Here is a 25833-nt window from a genome sequence, read left to right on the forward strand (position 1 = left end):
CCCACGGTTTTACTGGCTCCTCCTTCATTCCATACTCTTCCTACGTCAATACAATTCAACTGACATCAACTTGCTTGTGCGGGTACAATTGCGGGTATACTTCAGTATGGTAAATTCTTGTACCCTCAATAACGCATTTATTGAAGGAAAAGCATTATGGCACTCACGGACATCAAGGTACGTTCAGCAAAACCGGAAGAGAAGCCTTATAAACTTACCGATGGAAACGGTATGTTTCTTCTGGTTCATACCAACGGGTCCAAATATTGGCGCTTACGCTATCGTTCGGATGGCAAAGAAAAGACGCTGGCGCTAGGTGTTTACCCGGAGGTTTCCCTTTCTGAAGCGCGTCAGAAACGCGATGAGGCACGAAAACTTATTGCTGCTGGCGTTGATCCCAACGAGCATAAAAAAGCAGTCAAAACGCAACAACAAGATGATGAGCAAACCTTCGAGGCTGTGGCTCGCGCTTGGCATACTGATAATAAGAAGTGGTCGGAATCCCATGCCGAACGTATCCTGAAAAGCCTGAGCGACAATATTTTCCCCACCATCGGTGGCACTCATATTGCAAATCTGAAAACACGAGACTTGCTGACACCAATTAAAAGCGTTGAACGTTCAGGACGTTTAGAAGTGGCTAAGCGTCTAAAACAACGTGTGACCGCCATCATGACCTATGCCGTGCAGAACGGCTTGATTGACTATAATCCGGCGCAGGATATGGCTGGCGCGATTATGCCCGGCAAAGTCGAACATCGCCCAGCGTTGGAGCTCGAACGTTTACCTGAACTTCTTGGCCGCATTGACGGTTACAAAGGTCGTGAATTTACCAAGTGGGTCATTAACCTCTCCCTGCTGATTTTCATTCGTTCCAGCGAACTGCGTTTTGCCCGCTGGCCGGAAATCGACTTTGAACGCGCTTTGTGGACGATTCCCCCGGAGCGTGAACCGATCCCTGGTGTGAAATTCTCTGAGCGCGGCTCAAAAATGCACACGCCACATCTTGTTCCACTAAGTCGTCAGGCACTGGAGATCCTTCAAAAGATCAGAGAGGTGAGTGGGCATTGTGAACTGGTTTTCATTGGCGATCATTCGTCACGAAAACCGGTTAGTGAAGGGACGATAAACAAAGCGCTGCAAACTATGGGCTACGACACAAAAACGGAAGTATGTGGTCACGGCTTTCGTACTATGGCCTGTAGTTCGTTGATTGAGTCTGGGTTGTGGTCTAGGGATGCGGTAGAGCGGCAGATGAGCCATCAGGAACGTAACGGCGTCCGTGCTGCGTATATTCATAAGGCGGAGCATCTTGATGAACGGCGATTGATGTTGCAGTGGTGGGCAGATTTTCTTGATGCAAATCGGGAGAGGGGGGTTAGTCCGTTTGATTTTGGGAAGTTGACGGCGGGGTAATGTATAAAACAAGCAGGCTGTATTCTGGCTGCATCGTATACAGCTTGCATATTATGATAATCGAAATTAATTATATGGCACACAATATTTAGTAGTGAGCGATAGTTTAACGAATTTTAAGTCTGGTGTAGAGAACATACTTATTTGTATAATATAGTTACATTTTTCTCTCTAAGACCAGATGGTTATGAGCGCGATCACATTACGTAAAGCGTTGAGTGTACTTGCGAAGTCATCTTCGTTTTCTGTAACCACCATGACACATCGGCAGAAGGATGAGTTCGACAAGTTAAAGGATCAACTCTTTGTTAAACAAGAGATTGAAACCGAACTACAACGTTATTTGGATGTTGCTAATCCCGGTGAAATCATTTTTTTGTGCGGCAGTAGTGGGGATGGAAAGTCCGAAATTTTAACCCGTTTCCAGTCAGATCCGCGCTATCAGCGGCGATTTAATTTCCACTTGGATGCCACGCATAGCTTTTCCCCTCGACAATCAGCTATTGATGCTTTGAATGATTTATTTGCTAATCATCATCAGCAATCATCTCCGCTGCTCATTGGCATCAATACCGGAATGCTTGCCAACTTTGCCCGAGAAGGTGCTGAATGCCACCAGGTGCTCCGATCTGCAATTGACTCATTTTTATCAGCACAGCAGGATGCGAGCCGTCCTTACCGTAACGAGAATTGTTCTTTTTTTGATTTTGAACACTATCCTAAATTCCAGTTTAACGAAAATAAAAACTATTCATCATTTATTAAAACCTTATTAGACAACTTAACTCGTGACGATGATAATAATTTATTTCAGTTTATCTTTCGGCGCGATGAGTCAATTAATCCAGATCTAAAAGAGGTCGCAAACTTTAAATTGCTTTGCATGCCTGGCGTGCAGAATGTATTAATTACTCAGCTCTTTAAAGCGCGGTTGATTAAAGACCAGTTTGTCACGACCCGAGCGCTGCTGGACTTTCTGCATCATCTGTTGATGGGGCCTGGCTACTTATTTGATAACCTCTTCATCGGTGCAGAAAATGATCTGATTAAAAAAGTTTCTGATTTTGATCCCGCCAGATTGCACACCTATGAACTTGATCAGTTTGTTTTGCGCTATGAACTGGGACTGGTTGACGCTGGTCTCGATGATTTTTTAGCCGCACTTGAGCCGTTGCACATTAAGTTTGATCGCCAGAGCGTTAAGCCCGGTGACGCAACCTCCTTGATCCGGCTTTTCTGGCTGTTGCAGCACGAGTCGTTGGGTAATGATTATCATCGGAGATTTTCCGCGTTCTTTAACGAATCGTTGTTTGAACGTTACTCAGAAATCTGGCATTTGCATAGAAATTACACAGCAGATCCGGAGCAAAAAAGATCACTGAATCGCTTCTATGCTTTTGAGCTTATCGCGGGTATCCAGCGCTATGCTAACCGCAAAGCACCTGAATTAAGTATGCAAAAAGAAGAGTTCTTCTTGGGTGAGTTTGGTGGGGTAAAAATAACCGCACCGGTAGAGGTGAAGCCTGATTGGGATGCTATCCGTAATAAACATACGGCTCATCCAACTGGCTTCGATGTCTATTTAAAGGTGGGGCGAAATCCACTACCGCATATCCATATCGGGCTTAATTTGTTCGAGTTATTGGACAAATTGAATAATGGCTATCGTCCGAATAAATACGATAAAAATGCCATCGTGTTACTGGATGAAATTGTTGAGTTGATCGCGGAGCAGGCTAAATCCAGCAGCGAAATCAAATTTTATGATGGCAGACAACGGGTTTATCGTGCAAAGGCGGATGACGATATGATCACTATTAGCGGTATGGAGGGTTAGCAGAATGTACCCTATCGCAAACGAGCTAAAAGTGGGTAACAATCAACTGGATAGTTACCTGCCTGTGCGCAATAAAAATAACGATATTAGCTGGCAATTCGTCACCGGTCTGGTCCTTAGCTACGCCCTGAAACGCAAAATCGAAGCTTACGATCCCGAACAATTCCGTGAAGATTGTAAAACACATCTGCAGGAGCTGCTTGATGAGCCTGCATTCTGGTCCGTGCTGGAACGGATGTATTTTTCCAGTCAGGATATTTTCCGTGTCTCCCCACTTTTTTTACTGTTCCACGCCCAGTTTAATGGTGAAAAAATAAGTGCGGGTTCAACGGCAGATAAACGACTTGGCACGCTGTTTGCCAATTTGATGGGAGATTTCAGCCTTCGTTATCCCATACAGGACAGACTGAACTTCATCGAGCAGCAAATGCTGAATAAGCTCAATGAAAAAATAAAGCTGTTGGGGAAAGGACCGTTTGCCGAAGAGCAACCGTATCTTCCGTATATGGTAACGTGTTTTCAGTCCGATCTGGCGTTTTTGGCGGAGCACCCACAATACCTTTTACAAGAATTGACCAACACCCTACGTTTGTACGCCTTTAGCTGGTGCGCTCAACTGGCGCTCAATCTGGACAACTGGCAGGACGGCGAACCACAAAGCAAATCACTGTTTTTTATTCTTGATAGCGAAAAAGCCAGCTCCGAACGGGAAAAGGTGAAACGTTATGGCTATAAGCTGTTCGCCAGCCAGAGCGAAAAACTGTTCCCGATACTTTCCGCGCTGGAGGTGTTGCAGGTAAAAGGAGAGAAAAAACGCCCTCTCTGGCAGGTATATCAGGATTGTTTGAATTATTCGGGTCCCCCAAATCAGGTGTTAGATGAGATTAATGATTACATACAGAAATTTATTAGTAAGGAAGAACGAGATCTTCCTGCTCGTGACCGCGCAACAAACCTGGAAAGTGCTTTCAAACAGCTATTATCCGTTGCCGTAGAGCAATTCCAGGATAAAAAAACTAACCGCGCGGATATAAATAAGAACTACATTAAGGAGCTGGAAAGCCAGATTTGCACTGACTTCATTCAGGTCCGTGGTCGGGCAGGGAAAGTGCTGGTGCTGAATCAGGATCGTCTTCTGTTACTGACCAATCTCACTGTGGGCAAAAATGACAAACTCCGCCTGCATGAACTGCTGCGTGGTTTTGAACAGCGCGGTTTTTATCTGGACAACCAGTCGGCGCAAACGCTGGTGGCGTTTTATGAACGCATGGGAAATGTAGAGCGAATGAGTGATAGTGGAGACGCCGTGTATGTCCGTAAAACAGTATGAAACCTATCTGGCAGAAACCTTTATTGAATGGGTAGGTGGCATCATTCAGCCCGGCGAGCGCTACCAGTTCAAATCTCCCGATCCCGATAATGCCCTAAAACTCTGGGAGGCATTCGTCTCTCTGGCGGATGGCAATCAGTTGGAAATTGCGCCAGGGCAATATATTGATTGCCTCCCCTGCAATGGTGTTCAGCTTATTCCTGTACTGCACGGAGCCGAGGATCCAGCATTCACAGAAAACTACATTTCTCATTTGCGCGATGAAGTTGCAGGGCGCAGCGGCATTTTTGCCCAAACAGCGCTGTTGATTATTCACAACAGTATGCTCGATACCCTGATTAACAGCACGAAAGACGTAGCGGCACCGGATGCTATCTGGTACCCACAAACTTTCAGTCATCAATTGGAAAAGCTTATTACCACTGATAGTAACCGTTCGGAATTGTCTCGTTGTTTGCTGGAGGATCAACTGGCGACGGTACTGGATGAAGGCGCGACCGTATTTGGTTTCTCGTCGCTGTATCGCTTGCTGGATGATGGCAATCTGGATTTCTCCGAGCTTCATCTGTTTAAAGATGATGAACTACTGAACTATAGCCAGAAGCAGCTAGGCACCCGACTGAATGAAAACCGGAAATTATATCGCCAGATAGAAGATAGTGTTGAACGTTACAGTGGACAGCTGGAGAATGTGCTGCCTGAGTTTAGTTCAAAATTCATTCAGGAGCATTTTTACGATAAAGATGACTGGCGTGAGCTCGATTTCTCCGACTACAGGAAAGAGAAAGAACAGAATAGTGAACAAAAACTGGTGCTGGAGAACGTCTCCGTCGAAAACGGTGAGGTTTGGCAACGGGCGAAAAGCGCCAGTAAGGCAGGCAAACGTGACATCAGCCTGCTGGTGCAGGTGCAGCCAGGGCAATCAAAGGCTGAGCTGGAGTTCAGTTTTCAGGGTAATGATCTTCAGGATAACCAGATAAAGATTGCCCATAATCGTCAGTTAAAGAATGCACCTTTCTGGCGAACCAGCCGGGCGGGCGGCAAGACTTCCCGCATTATGGCGTCGGTGCCTTTTGATGGGCATCCCTGCTTCTTTAGTCTCGAACTGACCAACCGCAATAATTCAGCCGAAGAGTATAAATTTCGCCTGTTGTTGGTCGAGCAGGGACAATTCTGGCTAAACGATATTCAGCACTGTTACCGCATTGAGCCAGGTAAAGAACAAATAACCCTGCAACTGGAAGATAACACGCTGCGTATTGCCGAGTCTGGCAACCTGACCTGTACGTTGGATGACGAGAGCGAAGACATAGATCGCCAGCATTATGCTCAGGTGAATTTTGAGACGCTGGCAAATCAAAGTGACCTAGTTCAGTTTGCGATCATTTCCGGTGATTCCCGTCTGTCGTTTAACATAGAGGGACCGGGAGCAGAAGAAGGGCTAACGCTGCCACTGCTTTTTGACCAAAGTCGTTTCAACAAATTGTTTAAGGAAGAGGGCAATGCAACCTGGAACCGACTAAAAGGGCGCATCATACTCGATAATACTGAACACAAGGTCGTCGGTGTACGCCAGCAGTTGTTGATACTGGAAGCCTCATTAATTGAGCAACGTCTGCTGGGTACGGGAAGTGACGATAGCGAGTTTGCGCTGGATGAACTTCTTGCCAGCTACCCCGACCTCCATAACGCTTATGAGCAGTTATTTGCCTACTATCATCGTCGTAACACCCTGCCGAGTCTGGTGTCGTGGTCAGCGGAATATCGCACACTGGTCAGCTACATTGTTACTACGTTTGAACAGTCACTCCAGCAAATAGGTCTGAGCAGAGCGCTGACAGCACAAGAGAAACGTCTTCTGCATCTTGGGATCTGCCGCAATGATAGCCATGAGCGCCTCTCTCCGCTGCATCCTCTGGTGCTGGCCTACCATCTACAACTAGCAGAAACTATCGTTGCGGAGTCGGAACAGCACGATTCGGCATCATTTGCCACACTACCGCCGATCACTCTTGATCGCTTGATGGTTTCCGGGTTAGTGCCGTTTGTTTATCACAGTGAGCATGAATACGCGCAACTACAGCCGGTGGATGAAAACCGCTTCTGGATTGATGTGGTTCCCCAGCGGCAGGTCAGCCATGACTACGTTAAACGTCTGGTAAAAGACAAACTTAATGAGTTCACGGACGCTTACGCCCGGTTGTTCCAGAGCGCTGAAAACAGTGCGTTGATTATCAATGCCATTAATCAAGGGAACGCCAAAGAACTGTTTCTGGGATTAGTAGAATATTTTAAGCAAGAAAAAGAGAAGGCTATTTCGGTTCATGTGAACTGCTACGATGAACGTTTGCTACCCAATATGTTCGATCACTTTGCAGAAAGTGGTAGCTATGAGCAGCTTAAAAACGATCTCGATCTGAACAGCGGCGTATGGCGAGCGGAAGCCGATATGCTGATTGACCTGCTGCGTAGCCGGTTAACGTTCAGCAAGTTTGTCCTGCCGTCAGAAAGCGACAAGCTGGCCTATGCACATCTGGCATTTTTCACCAATACAGCACCTGTGGATTGCCGCCAGATCCGCATTGAAGATGCGTCCAGTGGGGTATTGTGTCATGGGTTGATCGCTGGGGAAGGTGCCGAAACGCAGGGGGATGCTTACTTTACCGCGTTTGGACTGCGTGATGTGGATACTGAGTCCTACTGCGCCCTGCGTCTTGCCCGACTAATCGGCTGCCTGTGGCAACCTGCACGTCAAAGCAACAGCCAGTATCATGGACAAGGGATCGGCCTGGCCGTGAGCGGCAATTTTAAACAGCTGCTCAATTACTCCTACAATAGCGCGCTCTGGACCACCATTATTGATCCAAAAGTCACTCTCGACTTTTTCACCAGTCAGAAAGATGTGGTACTTATCCACTATTCTGACCAGTACACCAGTTGCGCAGGCTACGATGCCGTCACCGTCACGAAGCAGGTTGATTTGTTCCTGCGGTTGCTCCAGACCGGAAGCCAGTCAGGGCAACCTGCTGTTGATAGTCAGCATTTGCTGGCTGAATTTAATGCCTTTAACGGCGAATGGCTGCTGAAAATGCTGCGCTCCAATGAAAGAGAGCGTAAAGAGAAGCACGGCATTATAGGTGCGTACAAATTTGTGCAATCTATGTTGCACCACTCCGACATTTGCTGGATTCCGTTATCGGTGGCCGAAATGATCCGTGTGTCCGGCAATGTCGGGCTGAAAATGAAAGAGAGCGATTTATCGAGAAATTTACAGGGTTATCGTAACGGCGCGATCTCTGATGATGTGCTCTTTGTGGGTTTCAAAGAAAACCGCCTCTATCTGTTACCGCTGGAAGTTAAAACCGGGGCGCGGCCTGACTACAGCTATGCAGGCCAACAGGCTCGTGAGCTGAAACGTTATTTACAGCAGGACATTCTGGAACCACAAACACTGGCATCACAATTATACCGGGCGCTCTTTATTCGTCAGGTGCTGATGCAGGTGGAGAAACTGCGTCTGTACGGTGTGCTGGACAGCAACAAAGTGGCTCCCTTGCTGGATCGACGCGAATGGTGGTTAACGGGCGACTATCAGTTAGGTGAGTTGGTCGATTATGTGGACGGCTTCGTCGTGGCGCATGTGGACAGCGCAACCTGCTTCGATCTCTCTTATAAAGAGACGGCGGAGAATATCTTACAGATTGAGATCCCTTATTCACTGTTGCCTTCGCTGATTGCCGCACAGGGGGATGAACTACCTCTTGCCGAGCGTTACCGGGTGCCGGAAAAATATCGGCTTAAGTCTGGGTGTGATGCCATTCCGTCACAACCCGAAGTCGTAGTAGAAGTCACAACGCCGGCTACTGCACGGTCCATTTCGGAACCGGAGTCGGAGTCGTTACAGCCTGCTGTACCGGTGGCGACTTCTGATATTAGTGATACTCCATTACAGATCCTGTTTGGTCATGATGCTGCGCGTCAGAGCCCGTTACATTGGGAGCCAACCAACACCGCGAAATTCATGAATACCAATACCGGCATTATTGGAACGATGGGCACCGGTAAAACCCAGTTTACTAAATCACTAGTCACACAGTTGATGCGTAATCAGTCCTGTAACATTGATGGCAAACCTATTGGTTTGCTGATCTTCGACTACAAATCAGACTATGTGGATGAGGCTTTTCTTGATGCAACGGGTGCGAAAAAGTACAAGTTATTTAAGCTGCCTTACAACCCCTTATCTCTGTTTGGCGACACGCCAATGCTACCAATCCATACCGCTGGTGGGCTATCGGAAACGATGGCGAAAGCATATGGGCTGGGCCATAAACAGCAGCTCAAATTAGAAAATCTGATTTTAGAATGCTACGAAGCGGCAGGCATTTCGCCGGAAGATCCGGCAACATGGTCACGGACTGCGCCTACGATTGAAGATGTATGGCAGCGCTTCCTCGATCAGGAGAAGGTCGAAGAAGATTCGCTTTACGCAGCACTTTCTAAACTGGCGCGTTACAAGATATTCGAAACCATTCCGGATAAGATGACCAGTTTGTACGAATTGATTGACGGCGTCACCGTGATTGAACTGGCTGGCTACCCGCCAGAAGTGCAAAACCTGGTGGTTGCGCTCACGCTGGATCTGTTTTACGCGCAGATGCAAAAGCGCGGTAAACCGGTGGTGTGGGGGGATTATCGTCAGCTCACCAAAATGATTCTGGTGGACGAAGCCGATAATTTTATGCGTCAGGATTTTTCCAGTCTGCGTAAGATCCTAAAAGAAGGCCGTGAGTATGGCGTTGGTGCGATCCTGTCAACGCAGGAGATTACTCACTTTAAAACCGGGGAAAATAATTATGCCTCCTATATTTTAACGTGGGTGATCCATCGTGTCTCTGAGATTAGGAATGCGGATATTAAGGCTGTATTTAACGTCGATGATAAAGGTGAGCAGGAGTCTTTGATGGGGCAGATTCGACAGCTTGAGAAGCATTTTAGTCTTTATGTGGATGGTGATAAGCAGGTAAATAAGATGCGTGATCGAGCTTTTTGGGAGTTGATCTAGTGTCAGTTATTGAAGTGTTAGAAGACGTACTAATAAACATAGTTGATTACTTCAATTAACTAAGCTTGCGATCTCTCTATGGTGGCCGTAACCTTAGGGCGGTAGCATTGAAAATCAAGGGGAGTTATTGTGTCAGGAATCCGAAGAAGCACTACAACTGGCTATACATACGCATTTGAAAAAGCAGGATCTTTTGGAATATTCAGTTCAAATGGTTCTGTTCCAGTTGAATATATGATGACATCATTCTCTGTGGATGATCTTGCGCAGTTATCTTATTCGAAAGATATTAATACCGATTTGAATTTTGATTATCTAATACAGCGAGATATTGATGAGGAAAGAGCTAGGGTCGAAATAAGTCAATATATCAGTTCTAGCGAAGATCGAGTTCAGAAAGATATTGTGTTTTTACCCCCTCTACTTGTCTCCATCGTAAATGTTGATTCAAACAATAAGCTTATAGACTATTATCCTAATTGTAGTTTGAGTAGTACAGATGATAATGGATTGATATTTGAGCGGGTTTGGCCAAGTATATTTAAAATTCGTAATTTTGAAATACAAAATGGTAAAGCCATCTCTGTAAAGTATTATGCTTCAGAAATAAAAGATGAAGTCATTACGATTGACATTAATCAGGCGATTATAAATATTAACAGTACAAGAGAAGGTGTCGCCGGAGCTAGACTTGTAGTTATTGATGGGCAGCATCGACTTTTTGCTCTTAATTACTTAAGAAAAGAACATCCGGATAAAATAAAAAACATAGTGGTTCCGGTTTGTATTGTGTACTCTCCGTATTCTACATTAATTAACTCAACTGTAGCACAAGTACCAACTATACCAGAGGTTTTAAGGAATTTGTTTGTTGATATTAACTCTACTGTAGAAAGAGTCAGTGGACATTTCCTTACCTTACTTTCGGACAGAACGTTAGGCTCGATAATATGTAGGGAGTTCTGTAAAAAAATATTAAGTGAAAGACAGGGGTATGGATTAGGGTTAATTGAATGGAATACTAAAAAGCATAAAGAATCTCTCGAGATTTCTAGAGATTACACAATAACAAGCATTGGTGTTATCAATAATATCCTAGAGGATTGCTTTGGGACAAGAAATGGTATAAAAATACTAACGTCAATTTTAGGGATCCGAGAGTCAGCTACTGAATTTGATTTCTCAGAATTCGAGAGCGACGAAGATGATGAGGAAAATATCGTTTCAAACATTCCGGAAACTTTTCCATGGAGTGGTTTCCTCTCAAAGCATAAACCTATTTTAACAAAATTAGTAAATGAAACTTTAACTAAAACATTAGTTACTTTATTTTTTGAGACGAAATTTTTTGCAGACTACTATGACAACTTAAGAGATTTTTTTGAAGAGCAAGAGGCGCAAATTAAATCGAATAGAAGTTGTGAATCAGGGGTGTTTTATTTTGCCAAAAACCATATTTTACTTAATGATCCAGAAACAAAAAAATCATTACCATTAATAAATGAATTAATCTCAGAGTTAAAGAGTCGAAAAGAAAAAATTGTTCCAAGTCTGGCTTCTAAATCAATATGCCATAAAGCTATGGTTGAAGCTTGGTTTTTATTATGCTCTAAAATAATTGTATACAAGAAAGATCTTAAAATTGTTGATAAAATAATACAGTACTGTGTCGAAAGTGCATTCTCACCAAATGTTCAGTTATTTAACGAGCAGAGGCTATTCATACAAGATACAATTTATATTAACCAGAGAATTAAAGTAACAAAAGTAGCCAGAAGGCAAATTGTCAGATTGTTTTTCTCACAATTACTTCTAAAGGCTAATATTGAAAGATTAGTAAACGACTTAAAAATCGATAATGAACTTCAAGGTGTTCTCATTAAGTTTGCAAAAAGTGAAGTTGGTGCATATCTTAATCAAATGAGTAAAGATAAAACGAACACATTTATTAAAACATTTCGTAGTAATTATAATCTTGATGATATTGACAGAGATAAATTACTTGCGGCTGAAGCAAATCGCACAAAAGAAATAAAACAAAAAAATGCAAGCGAGGTATATACTGAGTTTGATGACTTAGTAAAATTCTATACTAAAGAGGGAATAGTGAATGCTTACCAAGATTTAACAAATTGCTTAAAATCAAACGACTTTGATTTTTCATTTGATAATGAGCCTTTTGATGATGAAATTTAAAACGACAAAAGAAATATATTTTGCGATTTTATATGATGATTCCTCTGACACGAAATTATCAGCTGCTGCGGCAGCTGATTGCTTCAAAGATAAATTATTTTTCTTAATCAGCAATTCATCGGCAATAATTGAAAATGTGGTTGCATTTTTGAAAAATAATTTTGATCTAAAGTGTAATATTGTTTTACTTGATCGAAATTGGTTGCTTGATACAGTACCGTTCTTTATTCATGATATATTTGAAAGCCAAATTAAGATAACGCAAATAATTATTGAGGATAACTTAAGCCAGAAAAAAATACTTCCGAGCAAGGAAGTGATTAATTCAGCTATAAGTAAACTAATGTCTGGCGAATCAGTTGATGCCAACACCATTAGCAACCCAATAATTCGTAATAAAATATCAAATGAAGTTAAAGTATTAATTGCTGCAAGAGATTGCATTATAAATTATTATATTGGCGCAAGTGTGTTTTATCCATCGGTGAATATTTCTAACAGAACAAAAACTGACTTTGAGGGATTAAAGCTTGAAGAGTATATTACTTCATTGCAGGATATAAAAAAACTAACAAACAATAATTCTCTTAAAATAAATCAATACCTAAATAAGAAATTAGCCACTTTAGGGCGATACCTCCCCGTTGTTCCACAAATACCCAATGATATTATAGACAAAACACGTCCGAGCAATTCTTTGCATGATGGCTTCCCAACGATATATAAACTGTTGTCATGCTTTCAATATAAATCTGCATTATTATCTATTGAGTATAAAAATCCTAATTCAGCTTTTTTACATTCAATAAGAACTATAGAAACATATATAGAAGGTTTTTTAATATATGCCAATATTGCAACAATTAGTGATTGCTATAAGAAGATGGCATTATTCGAAAAAGATGCTTTTTTGATTAATAATAAAAAGGTTAGTGGGTTTGGGAAGAAGTATGCCTCGGCAGGAGATGTTAATAATATAAAGAATCATAAATTTTATAAGAATATCAGGGAAATGATAGATCTGAGAAATAAATTATATTTAACCCATGGAGACATGAAAGCTTGCTCAATACTAACAAAAAGATCTCTTAATTATATCATGGCTATAATAAATCACATTGACTTAGTTTCTAATCAAAAAAGCCTTCCATGGAGTAAAATTTATCGAGACATAGATAAAAGTTTACGATTTGATTTTTATGGGGTAACTAAGTCATCATTATCAAATTCATTTATCCATAAGATTTCTTTTCAATTACATCGAGATGAATAAATAAACTCATTTTACCCTGAAAAGTGATAATGTTCTGGCAGTAATTGATAAGTTGAGTCATCTAATGCCTCAAATAATATTTCTTTGCCAAGAAATAGATCTCTTTCTTTGCAATAATAATATATGGTTTTCCTAGCTGTTGCTTTCCAGTTAGCGGTTAGTGCGCGCAAAGGATTTTCTTCAATCCAAGAATATAACTCCTCCAATTTCACAATTGGCCCAATAGCTCTAAAAGCTTGCAATACAAATTCTTTCCATGATGGAGATAATGACTGTTCAATGTCAGCTAAAGTAGATTTTGATATGCTGATTTTTCTTATTTTACTTGCAACTGAAATAAATTGAGTGGATGAAATAAGTCTAAAATCAACCCCAGCTTTCATTGATACTTCAGTAACGAGTTCGGGTCTGGCTCCTAATATAATATTATTCTCTTTCCAACACCAATCTTCCTTTCTTTCATCGGTAACCAGAATAATTGGCCTGCTTGTACTTTTGGCTTGATTTAGTATTTCATGCCAAATTATAAAATCTGCATATTTTGATTTTATAATTAAGTCACCATATAGCTTAACTTCATGTTCCTTATTTTTGGCATCTTTGAATCCGGGCGGTATTTTATTCTCAAATCTAAACTCCCCCTCCTTATAAAGATTTTCAAGTGTGTCTTTTAAAGGGATGTCGCCAACTCGGCCATCAAATAAATTCATTAATTGAATCTGGACTGGATCATGTCGGAAATAATTTGGATGCTTTTCCTTAACACCCTCGATAAAAGTTCGAAACTCCTCATCGAATCGCTCAACTAAATGGGCGACATCACCATACGGTATAGAGTGATGTTGCTTATCCGAAAAGAGACCTAGTACATCATCTTTAAATTTTCTACTTTTTCCTAGTAACTCATCAAATACCCTTGCTTGCTGCTGTAAAACAGTCACTCGATTGCTTTGATACTCTAGGGCGACAAAATAAGGTAGCCATATATTTTCTTTAAAATATTCAATAGCCCTTATAAAATCATCTGCAGCATTTTTAGGATATCTATATATATTAAGTAATGCACTAGTATCAAAACATATTGTAGCTTTCTTGAGCTCTATTGATTTAAGCTCTGGCAAAAAAGCCAAGTATCCTTTAAACATATTCTTCATTATCAATAATCCTCTATGCTTTCTCGGAAATCTTTTATTTTTTATAACTTATTAAAGAGGCTTTAAAATCTTCAATTCATGTAGCCCAATTTTGCATTAACTTCTCTAATTTTAGATATAACATTATCAATGTTAACACAAAAGCTACGCTAATATCACCAAACCTAGGAGCCTTACCCTGCTGTCGAGGTTGTGAATGCCCGCTTCTAGCGGTGCACGGCGTTCCTGTCCGCCGTGCTATTCTGGCTTAATATTCCAACGCGGCAACTGTACTATCTGATTTGTGTCTACGAACCATTTGCATATTTTTTTGCAAATATAGAGTGGATATTGATTTGTTGTTTCCCACTATTTCACACCCCAAATGCAAAGTTTTTTAGAGAGCGATAGTTTCTTAACGCCGAAATCCCATCCTCAACATGTGCCGCCCACGCCTTAATCATCGCCTTCTGCTCTAGTTGCGGATAAAGCATCTTTAACACCAATTCCGTAGCTTGCAGAGTTTCCCCCAGCCACGTAATTTTATCCAGCATCATCGCACCATCCAATTTCCTATTATCATTCTCTGGTGAATAACGAAAATCACTCTCCACTGAACGGAAAAATGCCAAGCGGGCGGCTACGTTGGGGGTGATCCCTGTATATCCCTTTAGCTTTTTTAGCTGTTCTTCAGTCTGGCGACTGAGTTGCATCCTGTTTGGGAGCATCAAATTGCCTCCTTTGTTAATTCCCAGAAATAGCCCGGTTTTAGATTCGATGATTTGGTATGCGCATTAAAAACAATCTCATAAGCATGAGATATATCATCACGTAGCTGATCGACAAAATAACGCTCGTCCACTTCAGTATCGGTGGATAGCAACACGACCTGATGGCTGGCCTCCGGGAAATAATGATTAATCAACTTATCCCGATGTTGAGAGTCCAGACGCCCTAACGGTGTATCAATAATTACTGGGAAATCACGACCAGAGGTTTTTGCCAGCGCTTCAAGAATAGCGATCGCGTAAATCTGCTTTTCACCTGCAGAAAGTAGTTTTCGATTAATAACTGAACCATTTTCATCCACCAGCTCAACATCAAACGTCTGTGGATTGATATGTGCATTAAGCTGTAAATCCTCTTTACGGGCCAGCTTGTGGTAGGCCATTTCAAAGTTAGCAGATAACTTTTTCACTCGCGCCTGCGTAAGCACATCGCTGTAGTAATCGAGCAGGTTAATAGTCTCCTGTGCATTTTTAAATGCGCTGCTCAAACCATGTTGGCTACGGGTGATGTCATGTGCTTTTTGTACCTGACGAACACAGTCCAGTTGCTGCTGTTTCGTCCGTTTAGCCTCTTCCAGCAGCGAGCGATATTTTTGCCGCTGTTTTTCGCGCTTATGATCGAGCTCGCGTAATGCTGCAAAGAGATCCATTAACTGCTCGTCTTCCGGGGCGCGAGCGATATTAGCAGCGGCCTGCTCCAGTTGTTGTTCAATATCCGCTAACTGATGGCGGCAAATATCAAAACGCTGCCATGCTTTTTTGCTGTCCTGCTCAATGGACTGCTGGAGCATACCGGCTTCACGTTCAGAAATATCAAACAGCAAGTCACCTTTTGGTTTGGCTGCCATATATGTGTCCAAATTATTGGTAATAGCTTCGGTAGCAATGGCTCTGGTACTACTCTCACTGCTGGAACGGAACGCGATATCATTTTTGAGTTGAGTTAAAAATTGATTTAACTCCGTCTCAAAATTTTTCGCCTGCTTGATCTGTGCTTCATTGGCAATTTTTTCCAGCAACCGCGACAACGTATTAGGCGCTAACGCATAGGGCAACGATCCATCGCATTCCTGTCGTAACGCTTTTCCCAGACGCTCTTTTTCTTTTAACAGCGTTTCAACTTTCTGTTTTTCCTGTGCTTTGGTCTGGGCAAATGCGCCGCCCTGCGCATTTAACAATCCCTCATGGCGAATAATGTCCTGGGATAAAAATTCAATCCGCGAGTTGACGAAATCGGCCTCTTCCAGCAATTTCTCTGCCTGACCGGCAAGCGTTTTAATCTTTGCCTCAAGCGCTTCGACCTGCTGTTGCTGGGAGCCACCTAACTGCGCGTTTTGCTGGCGTTTGACAAAAATCATCAGGTCATTTTGCAGTCTGGCGATCAGATCCAGTCCCAACAAACGACGCACCGCTGTACGCAGAATATTGCCAGATTCATCTTCCGCCAACTCTGCAATCTTCTCTCCATCAAAAAAGAAAAGATCGGCAACACCGTGAGGGATTAATTCATTCAAAAACCCTTGGCACTGGTCATAACTGAGTTCACTACGCGGTTGTCCATCCTGCTGCAAAGAGAGACGATCTTTCTTTCCTTTCTTCCAGCTACGCGTGACGGTGAATTCTGTCTCATGGCCGTTTTGGTTATAGGTAAAGGTTAGTTCTACTGCGGCCTCATCCGGACGCTCTGCTGTATACGTCCCGTTGTGCACCAGTGCTCCGAGTTGTTCAACATACTCCTGCTGCTGCATTGCCGAGCCAAACGCTAAACGCCCATACAGTGCCAGTCGAATTGCCGACAAAATAGATGTTTTCCCTGCACCATTTAAACCACCAAATAGCACAATCGGGCGAGGATTTACTTCATGCGGGCGTTTTCTGGGAGCCAGATCGATGGTGTGTGTGCCGCAAAATACGCGAAAATTATGTAATACCAGTTGCTTAATGAGCACGTTCATTTTCCTCATCGATAAGCACAGACGATTCGCCAGCATCGATAATTCTGCGCTGTAAAGTCTGAAGTTCAGCTTCTAGCTTATCCACTTCATCCTGATGAATATCCCGATCGTTGCGTTTTTGCAGCGTTGCCTGTTGCTGCTGGATCTCTTCCAGGCTGCCCCAGTCCTGTTTCAAAATTGTGCCGAGCTTGTCAAAAATCCCCTGGCGACGACTTAACCCTTCCATCGAGGTTTCCAGCTCAATCAATTTCATCACCATTTCAGGTACTACGTCGAACCCTTGCGTTATCTGAGCCAGCAAATCAGCATCGCTGGCATCAAAGCGCGACTGATCGTCAACCACCCAATTCAGATCTTGCTGATATACCTCGCGGTAAATCCCCGGCAATGTGTCGTGCCAGTCTGGCTCGTTAGGATCTTTCAACCACTCCTGGCGGATAGCGTGCAGCTCCGGCTGGGTAATTAACGTAATCGTGTGGCCCTGGGCGTTTAAATCACGCTCAATTTCCAGTAAGTCTTTTAACCACTGCTGACGGTATTTGAGCCAGTAAGGGCCTGGAACATGTTTACGTTCTGCGCTGCGGTCTTCACCGTCTTTAGCGTACTGATAGCTCACCTTACCGGTGCGGCGTTTGTAGTTGCGATGGGTGTCTTTATTCACTGGCTCGGTGGTAAACGCCAATAGATCGCGATATTTCAGCAAAGGCGACATCCATTCTTCGCCATTCTTGATCAGACTTTCCATCGCTTTATCTTTGGTGACTACGGTACAGGTCCAGCAACCAAAGCGAGAATTTCCGCAAGAGGGAGTGCTCTCATCTATTACCAGTGGGCATTCACCCTGAGCGGAAGAGTCCATATACAACGTCCACAAGGGGCGATTATTCCCTCCCCACGGACTTTCCCACTCCTCAATTTCATCATCTACCGCATAGCGAAAAGCTCCGCGCAGCAGCTTCCAGACATCTTCTACATCCCAGGTATCAATAGGTGTATAGATAAACGCATTTGCTAGTGTGGTATGCCGTGCCAGTCGTGAGCCATCGATCTTATGCTTTGCGATTACCTGCGCACGAGAAGCACTTTCACTACTGCGCGAACCCAGTACAACAATTACCTCATCAAACTGGCTGACCTTATCTTTAATAAAGTCGCTGACAGGGTTGATCTTCATCCGTTCGGTACACCAGCGAAAACTTCGGGTTGGAGCCGGATAACCTTTCCCCAGCAGATTAACCCAGAAGGTTTCATTAGTTTTTGGCATCACGGCATGTTGAGTAATCGGCAGGCCATTGCGTTTTGCGCCCGCCTCAATCTGCGACATCGTTTTCTTAATCAGGTCCACAACGACTGGCGTTTCAACGAGTGTATCGGATGACACCAAAAAAACATCTTTGCTGCGCATTTCCGGGGGGAGGCCGAGTAAAGCCAGATACACTAGCGTGATCACGGCGGAAGAATCTTTTCCTCCACTATAACCAATTACCCACGGGCGCTTATCTGCACAATAAATTCTTTGTACTTCGGCAACATATTCGGCCAGAGGACGTCCGGCGAACTGCTCCTGGTTTATAAAATCTTCATATTCGGCCAAATCATAGGCCTGAACTAATTTACTCATGAGACAACCATTTGAGCTTCAAGCTCCTGTTCTTCAGGAGTGAGTTGAATAGATAGTGCGGCTTTTAGCGCATTGCAGGTTAACTGGATTGCTGTACTGGTTTTACTCAGTTTACCATGCTGCATTGCGCGTTTAATCAGCTCGGGGTTACTTTTACGCCAATCAAAGGTTTTGAGTGTGGATAGTTGTTGTTGCCAGTGTTCCGGATATTCTGCAAGCAAACAACGACCTAACAATCCTAACGCCTGAAGTCCGATACCATGAGCATGTACATAATCTTGACGTAGCTGTGCGGGAGAAACTTCCTTTCTTGCAGCTAGTTGCCAGTCTGGCATAACCTGAAAAACAGCTTGCCAGTAAAGCGTAGCAATGTGTGTGTTTGCCTCAATATCACCCTCTTTAGGATCTTTACCCAACAGAGCTTTGGTTGCCTGTTTAATGCTACTTAAAGTAAATAGTTTATTGGATAGTGTGCTAATGCTGGATTTCTCCAGTTCCGTTAACCCAACAAACGGTTCAACGGACATAGCCAGATATCGAGCTAAATTTGAGCTGATATCACGGTGGTCATACAGTGCCGATAAAGAGGGACTTGGACGTATAGCATACTTGTTCAGATCGGCAAACATTTGCTGACTACGCTTTAACCCTTCATCAACAAAAAATAGTACTGGGATGTTGTCTTGCCCCAATTCTGGGCGCTCCTCAAGAGCATCCTCTATTGCTTTTCGACGATGCTGGCCGTCATTGATGAGAATTTGAGCTTCCATGGGAACCCGTAATATTCCCAGATTATTCGAACCAGAAAATTCATCGAACTGTACATCAACTGCAATTGATGCAGTCAACGCTGAGAAAACATAGTCTTTAGGATTTTCAAGTAGATAACGAACCATTTCTGGAATACGAGACTTGTTCAATATACGCTGAGCTCGTAGCTCTGGTGGAACTTCGCTCTCATCAAAACTAAAAATTTTAGGGATGATGCGCATTGGACAAGTAGCGATATAAAAGGGACGTCCAGCCTGTATGCCACGTATTGCTGGAAATGAGTAGCAGTAATCTGCGTCAATGTTAGCCATCAGTTTCGTCCATTTATTAAGCAAAAAACAGAGTGTCTTTATGTTATATTTTACGTAATTTTATAGAATTTTTCACGTAAAATTAGAAAGTGCCTTCGTAATTGTGTGATTTTTGAGCTGGTAAGAAAGGGGAGAAAAGGCTTTGGGGCCCTCTTACTGCTTCTTCCTCTTGAGACATTTAAGACGTTTTCAAAAAATTCTTAAATGCGGGATTTTATCGCCAAATTGGACTCTACGTTAAAGTGCTACTTGTTTGTATTAATGGATGATTAAGGCTTTTGTCAGTTGAACCAATGTCCTACGAAAAATCAGTGAGACTCAAGCCTCTCGCCATTCTCGATATCTCGTATTACGCCACCTTATCGACGTAGATAACCCTGTGATTTTCGGCGTCAGTAATACTTTGCATATGTGAGATTCTGGCGATGAGTAAAAAGGTGAGCAGATCCTTTATGCCATATTTTCTGTAGATATTATTTTTCATGTTATTGGCGGTTTTATGGGTTATCGCCATTTTCTTTGCGATGGTTTTTATTGCCATTCCGTCCAGCCAATAGCCGAAGAATATTTTCTCATTCGGTGATAACGATATCGTCTTGCCTTTTATTTCTCTGAACGATGACAGGGCAGAGATCACTTTTTTAATCGTACTCATCTGTGCGTGTTTTGATAATAGCAATACCTTTTTAGCCACCATCACCGGTGCATGTCTGCGGTTGTTGAGAATAATAATGAATGTCCGGTGTTCAGTGGTAATGATGTGGCTTAATAGTGCCATGTCGATACCGTGTTCAATATCAACAACAGTGATTGGCACATTACCGTTATCCCTATTTCCCAGACAGGTAAACGCCGCCGTGGTGAAAGGGCAGCGGCTGAATATTTCAATGCTCATGGCGATCGCAATTCGATAGAAAAATAACAACGTGATGTTTATGGCGGCACGTCATCCCTGTAACAGCTTTAATACGTTTCCCGACAGTTGGTTGGCTTGTGACAATACGGACAGGGAAGCCTGTTGTAGGATCTGGGATTTTGCCATCGCGGAAACCGCAATGGCGTAATCCGCATCCAATATGCGTGAGCGGGCGGCAGCGATAGCAACCTTCTCCTGTGACAGCACGGCAGTAACGGATTCAAAACGGTTCATCTGGCTGCCATATTCACTGCGGTAACCGTCCAGAGTTTTCAGTGCGTTATCGAATGTGGCTAATGCCGCACTGGCCTGTTCTGGTGTACTTAGCGTCACAGAGGAAAGCCCTAGTGACTGGCTGTCTGCGGGCGTTGGGTTGATAGTGACCGTTTGCAATTCATCACCGAAACTCGCCCCGACGACAAACGTCGTTTCTTTGCTGATTGGTACGGAAGGCGGCAGTGGAGGGGCAGGCTCTGTCGGTGTGGGCAGTTCGTCCCAGCTTGCGTTGCTGTAAAACACGCCGCTGCCAACCACAATGACAATCAGATCTTCTGTCACCTCATCAATATGAATTTTTTCCAGTCGGTTTGCAGCCCCCACATTCCCATCGTTAAATCCCCCGGTGTTGGCATCTTCAAAACGGTCGCCATCACCGCTGTAGGTGATGGTCATACCCTGATACGTTGTCTGTGCCCCTGTATTGATATTGTATTCCCCGGCTTGTAGGAGCGAATCTGCCGAGTAGGTGGCTCCAGGTAAAAAGCCGTTATCTTGCGTAATCACGGCGGTATTCATGGTGCTTTCATCTGTCACACCGTTTGCTGACCAGACGATATCAGCGTCTGTGCCTTCTGCGGGTGTACCGGCCAAATGCCTGCCATCTCGTGCGAATAGCTGGATATCGTCATCGGCGCTTAATGAGTCGATGGTGATGGTGATATTTTTTGCGCCAGCAGGAATGTAAGCCAGCGAAATGACCCCAGAGGGAAATTGATGATTGATATTGGGGACGGGAAACTTTTCAGCCAGTGGTAAGGTTTCCCCCAATTTGGCAGGCTGAGGGCCCGGCTCAGCAGGAGCCAACGGATAGCGGCCAAAGATCTGTGTCGATGAAGCGATGCGGTCGATCTCTTCCCTGATTTGTTGATATTCACCGTTCAGGCTGGTCTGGTCGGTATCTGACAACGTACCGTTTGCCGCCTGCACCGCGAGTTGCCTGCCACGTTGTAGCAGATTATTGATGGCATTAAGCCCGCTCTCGGCCGTTTGCATCAGGCTGAGGCCATCTTTCATTCCGTTGGTGATGACGCTGTTGGCATTCAGATTGGCAGTCATCCGGTTGGCAATCGCCTGACCAGTGGCATCATCCTTCGCGCCGTTGATGCGCAGACCCGATGAAAGTCGTTCAATCGCCTGGCTCAATCGGGTGGCCGATTTATCCTGTTGATTCCGTATCGTTAAATGAAAAGAGGTAATCGGGGTCATTGCGCACCAATCCTAATTTGGCAGAAATAACGGGATGGCTTTTATCTGCTGATTATTGATTTACCAGATAACCGGCAATAGTCAGCCCTTCCCGATAATGGGAATAAAAACAGATAAAACATTACGTTATAGTTATTCTCGGCAATAGCTTATCGACGGTGGCGATCAAAAGATAATCGTTTTGATAGATCGATGCGATCGTATCGATCGGCGTTACCGATCAAAAGTGCTCCGAGTCAGCATTTGCGTAACGGTATGAAAATTAAACGGGTCGATAGTCTATCCAGTAACCAAAGCAGGCAAAGAAAACGTATTCGTCAATCATCGCCCGGTGTGTTGGCTGAGTACGCAGACGCGTGTTAATCCATACCTGAATTGGCCTGTTGTTTTTGCGGTTCAATGATAAGATTCCTGGGTAAGCGGTTTGTTAACCAATTACTAATCAGCAAAGTAGTGTTAGCAATTTCTGAACGATTGGGGAGCGTATTCGCAGTTGAATAACTGTTGGAGACCTTTTCCCAATTTAGTTAAGTGCAAATGAACGTACTTGTAGAACAAGATGTAACTCTGTTATCAACAGCGGAAAGTGCTTCATACCCCAGCTACTTGCGGACCGACAAGTTCTTTCATCTGTCAGGCATTCTGTTTTATGCTGGTTGAATCATGTTGCTTCGATCCCGAATAACGAAGGTGTAAAGAAATATGAATATGTACCATGACGTTTATGATCTCATCACGGCAAATCCTCCAGAGCTACACAACCCCGCGAAAAAATCATTGCCGCCTTATCCGGTGGGGTCCTTTCCTCCCGTACTAAGAAATGTTATTCGGGAATTGCAGAACAATACCCACATTCCGGTTGAAATGATTGGTAATGTTGTGTTGGCTGCAACATCACTGGTTTGCCAGTCACTGATTGAGGTGATACAACCTCATACAAACATGCCGGAACCCTGTTCACTTTATCTGATGACCATAGCAGAATCAGGTGAAGGAAAAACAACAATTAATAAGCAGGTCATGAAGCCGTGTTACGCGTTTGCATCAGAACTCATACAGGAATACGAGAAGCAATTAGCTAATTATAAGCAAAAAATTAAACTCTGGAAAATTCGACAACAAGCACTCGAAAGCAATCTCAGGCAGGCTATTAGAAAAGGTTACCCCGGAGAATATGAGGAGCAGGAAATAAATAAACATGCTGAGATTGAACCTCAACGTCCAGTACGTTCGAATTTCATCTATGAAGATACCTCGTTAAAAGCCCTCGTTGAAGGACTTAGCGAACACCCTGAAGCAGGGTTCATTTCTGATGAAGCAATTACCTTTTTCAAAAGTTACCTAAAGAATAATCCCGGGCTACTAAATAAAGCCTGGGACGGTGAAATGTTTGACTTTCGTCGGGCTGAAGGTGAAATTTATCAGATAACTCCACGCCTGACTTTTTCATTAATGTCCCAGCCCGGAGTATTTATGGACTACCTGAAAAAACATGGTGGCCTGGCGAGATCTAGCGGGTTTATGTCCCGATTTCTTTTTGCTTGGGGTGAAAGTACAATTGGATTACGTGGTAATACTCAAGAATCTATAGCAGCAGAACATGATTTAAATATTTTCCATGAAAGAGTTTCAGAATTCCTGGAGTTAAATAAAACCCAGATTTATGATGCCGCCGCGCAAAAGAAAAAACTAAAACTTACGGAAAATGCTCTGCCTCTCTGGAAAAATAACCGTTCAGAGATAGAAAAGAAAATGTCCCTAGGAAATGAATGGGAGCATATTAGAGATATAGCATCAAAGGCTAGTGGAAATACCTTAAGAATAGCAGCTTTGCTTCAGTATTTTTACGATGATAACGCTGAGGAAATTCCATCTGGTACTTTAGAATGTGCAATGAAAATTGTGGATTGGTATTTAAATCAGGCAAGTTTGTTGTTTTACCCTATGTCAGAACGTTGTCAGTTTGAGCTAGATGTTCGTGAGCTATATTCTTGGATAATTAACAGAATAAGACAAAATAATGGAGCCGCATTTCTGAAAAATGACCTTGAAAAATATGGCCCCCATCGTCTTAGACGTACTGAAAGATTGACGCCAGTACTAAATCAGTTAATCAGTCAGGGATGTTTTGGAGTTATCCAGATGAATTCCAATGGCGCTTTATTCGTTACTCTTCATCATTCTAATGGTGTTTTCAATCTGCCTCAAGGTTTCATGCCTTATACTCCATGTGCGATTATTCAATCGAGGGATAATACGAAGGGAAGGCCTTACAAGATAAGTGTGATTTAAGTCAGTTTTGATATGCAATTTAATACTAGACATTGAGATATCGAAAATTTATGGCCTTCGGATGAAGGCGTAACACGCAAATCTCATCATCATTCATTTGGTTAAAAAATGCTCACCCCAAGGTTTATGAATTGTTTTTAATTCGCTTCAATTGCTACAGTAGCAACTGAAGCTGTGTTTTTTTGATCGTAATGATGATTTTTGACTATAAATAGAGCTGGTTGTGATATGTTAGAATCTTGCCTGTAAAGAGAGTTGGAACTATTATAAATCGCTATGGTTCATTTTTACATGAGCCATGATGTTCGATTTTATAAAAATTAACTAGATTGAAAATATTATCAGCAATCAACCACGTGAGTCAGAAATTCTCTTATTAACCCAGTTTTCCACTTCACTCTTTAACCACCGGGAGCTACGCCCTAATTTAATTGGCTTAGGGAACTGACCATCGCTGATGAGCTTGTAGAACCATTTATCACTGAGCCCCGTGAATTCAGTGATGAATACCATGTCTACCATTTTATCGTTAAACAGACTCTGATTAGAATTTGAATTAGTCATGACTATTTCTCTCTGTCTTAAAGGGAATGAAAGACAGAAGCTCCAGGCATTTTTATTACTGCTATCCTGGTGCTCTGTCATAACATTCCTTTCGTCAGTAGAAAAATACTTTTGATTACTTAGTACTGACTGCAGCCAAAGTTGCGCTGACCATCTGAATTATCTTTGCTGTACTCTTTTGCAAGATAGTTAACCCTGTCTGTTATGGCTGAAAACTGAGTCGAAAAATCATCACTGTTTTTACTCAGGTGGTAGTAGCAATTAACCGGAAATTCTGTCAGGGGATAATACTGTTGATAATTAACGATGGTATTAAGCCCAAGAGCCCTCATCCAGGCCTCCATAATCATTAATGCTAGGTTGTGGGTGTATTCTCCATTCGTGGAGGTATAACTTCCCGGAAACGCATATGACTCTCGGTTGAAGAGTAATGCTACGTGATAATGTTTCTTGCCATACTCATTAAACTCCCTCGCCCAGATATGACGAACATGGCAGGGATGAACCCGTTTTCCTGAATTTTGTTTTTTCAACAAATCAGCTTCAATTTGAGCCTTCAAGGAAACAATGAAACGAGTAATTAATCCAGAGTCTGTGTTATATAAACCTGTGTTAATCTCAGGCAAGCGAAGGTCGACCCTTAACACCATGACTCTTGGGTATTCGTTAAGTGCTTTATTGATGGTGTCCTGAATACGTTTCATGTGATTTTGATTCAGTATGCCGTAGCAGTTAGTATTGATGTTCATATGCGGTTACCTTATGTTATTTAGTTTGTTCAATAGAATGTGTTATGCAGTGATAAATTACTTTTTGTAGAACGAGTGATATGTTTGAGTGTGAATAATTAATACAGTTAATGGAGCGGTGACTATGATGT

16 protein-coding genes are annotated in these 25833 nt (G+C 43.0%); 7 read left to right on the plus strand and 9 right to left on the minus strand.

The window, feature by feature from the left end:
* The first annotated feature begins 156 nt into the window (after positions 1 to 156).
* From H0247_RS10720 to H0247_RS10745, 6 genes are all read left to right on the plus strand, one after another.
* Entirely contained in the window at positions 157 to 1416 is a 1260-nt protein-coding gene (locus H0247_RS10720; protein ID WP_180742529.1) for an integrase arm-type DNA-binding domain-containing protein, read from the plus strand.
* Between the two features lie 187 nt (positions 1417 to 1603).
* Positions 1604 to 3253, plus strand: a complete 1650-nt coding sequence (dptF, locus tag H0247_RS10725) for a DNA phosphorothioation-dependent restriction protein DptF (RefSeq protein WP_180742530.1) — start codon at positions 1604 to 1606, stop codon at positions 3251 to 3253.
* Positions 3254 to 3257: 4 nt separating this feature from the next.
* The gene (gene dptG, locus H0247_RS10730) at positions 3258 to 4583 is read left to right on the plus strand and encodes a DNA phosphorothioation-dependent restriction protein DptG (RefSeq protein WP_180742531.1); all 1326 of its coding nucleotides are present in this window, start codon (positions 3258 to 3260) and stop codon (positions 4581 to 4583) included.
* On the plus strand, positions 4564 to 9648 hold the full coding sequence (dptH, locus tag H0247_RS10735) for a DNA phosphorothioation-dependent restriction protein DptH (RefSeq protein ID WP_180742532.1): 5085 nt from the start codon (positions 4564 to 4566) through the stop codon (positions 9646 to 9648). The genes dptG and dptH overlap by 20 nt, the downstream gene beginning before the upstream one ends.
* 129 nt (positions 9649 to 9777) lie before the next feature.
* Positions 9778 to 11844, plus strand: coding sequence for a DNA sulfur modification protein DndB (locus H0247_RS10740; protein WP_180742533.1), 2067 nt, complete (start codon positions 9778 to 9780; stop codon positions 11842 to 11844).
* Positions 11831 to 13117, plus strand: coding sequence for a hypothetical protein (locus tag H0247_RS10745; RefSeq protein WP_180742534.1), 1287 nt, complete (start codon positions 11831 to 11833; stop codon positions 13115 to 13117). Before H0247_RS10740 ends, H0247_RS10745 begins: the two co-directional genes overlap by 14 nt.
* Positions 13118 to 13128: 11 nt before the next feature.
* Here H0247_RS10745 and H0247_RS10750 read toward each other — a convergent pair whose 3' ends face one another.
* The 7 genes from H0247_RS10750 to H0247_RS10780 form a co-directional block, all read right to left on the minus strand.
* Positions 13129 to 14271, minus strand: coding sequence for a PIN-like domain-containing protein (locus H0247_RS10750; RefSeq protein WP_180742535.1), 1143 nt, complete (start codon positions 14269 to 14271; stop codon positions 13129 to 13131).
* A 353-nt stretch (positions 14272 to 14624) separates the two neighbouring features.
* Complete coding sequence (gene dndE / locus H0247_RS10755) at positions 14625 to 14978, minus strand: DNA sulfur modification protein DndE (RefSeq protein WP_180742536.1); 354 nt, start codon at positions 14976 to 14978, stop codon at positions 14625 to 14627.
* Positions 14978 to 16987: a DNA sulfur modification protein DndD gene (gene dndD / locus H0247_RS10760; protein ID WP_180742537.1), complete on the minus strand. Its 2010-nt coding sequence runs from the start codon at positions 16985 to 16987 to the stop codon at positions 14978 to 14980. The genes dndE and dndD overlap by 1 nt, the downstream gene beginning before the upstream one ends.
* A complete protein-coding gene (dndC, locus tag H0247_RS10765; protein ID WP_180742538.1) occupies positions 16977 to 18614 on the minus strand; it encodes a DNA phosphorothioation system sulfurtransferase DndC in 1638 nt (545 codons plus the stop codon). Before dndC ends, dndD begins: the two co-directional genes overlap by 11 nt.
* Positions 18611 to 19696, minus strand: a complete 1086-nt coding sequence (gene dndB, locus H0247_RS10770; protein WP_180742539.1) for a DNA sulfur modification protein DndB — start codon at positions 19694 to 19696, stop codon at positions 18611 to 18613. Before dndB ends, dndC begins: the two co-directional genes overlap by 4 nt.
* Positions 19697 to 20045: 349 nt before the next feature.
* Positions 20046 to 20591, minus strand: coding sequence for a LuxR C-terminal-related transcriptional regulator (locus H0247_RS10775; protein ID WP_180742540.1), 546 nt, complete (start codon positions 20589 to 20591; stop codon positions 20046 to 20048).
* A 51-nt stretch (positions 20592 to 20642) separates the two neighbouring features.
* On the minus strand, positions 20643 to 22097 hold the full coding sequence (locus tag H0247_RS10780; protein ID WP_180742541.1) for a flagellin: 1455 nt from the start codon (positions 22095 to 22097) through the stop codon (positions 20643 to 20645).
* Between the two features lie 702 nt (positions 22098 to 22799).
* Here H0247_RS10780 and H0247_RS10785 point away from each other — a divergent pair.
* The gene (locus H0247_RS10785) at positions 22800 to 24389 is read left to right on the plus strand and encodes a YfjI family protein (protein WP_180742542.1); all 1590 of its coding nucleotides are present in this window, start codon (positions 22800 to 22802) and stop codon (positions 24387 to 24389) included.
* A 348-nt stretch (positions 24390 to 24737) separates the two neighbouring features.
* On the opposite strand, the gene H0247_RS10790 is transcribed toward H0247_RS10785, so the two are convergent.
* Both H0247_RS10790 and H0247_RS10795 read right to left on the minus strand, forming a co-directional pair.
* A complete protein-coding gene (locus H0247_RS10790; protein ID WP_180742785.1) occupies positions 24738 to 24953 on the minus strand; it encodes an AlpA family transcriptional regulator in 216 nt (71 codons plus the stop codon).
* A gap of 119 nt (positions 24954 to 25072) precedes the next feature.
* Positions 25073 to 25702 (minus strand): inovirus Gp2 family protein, encoded by a 630-nt coding sequence (locus tag H0247_RS10795; protein ID WP_180742543.1) that lies wholly within the window; start codon positions 25700 to 25702, stop codon positions 25073 to 25075.
* Positions 25703 to 25833: the final 131 nt, after the last annotated feature.

It is taken from the genome of Pectobacterium sp. CFBP8739, assembly GCF_013449375.1.
Classification (GTDB): domain Bacteria; phylum Pseudomonadota; class Gammaproteobacteria; order Enterobacterales; family Enterobacteriaceae; genus Pectobacterium.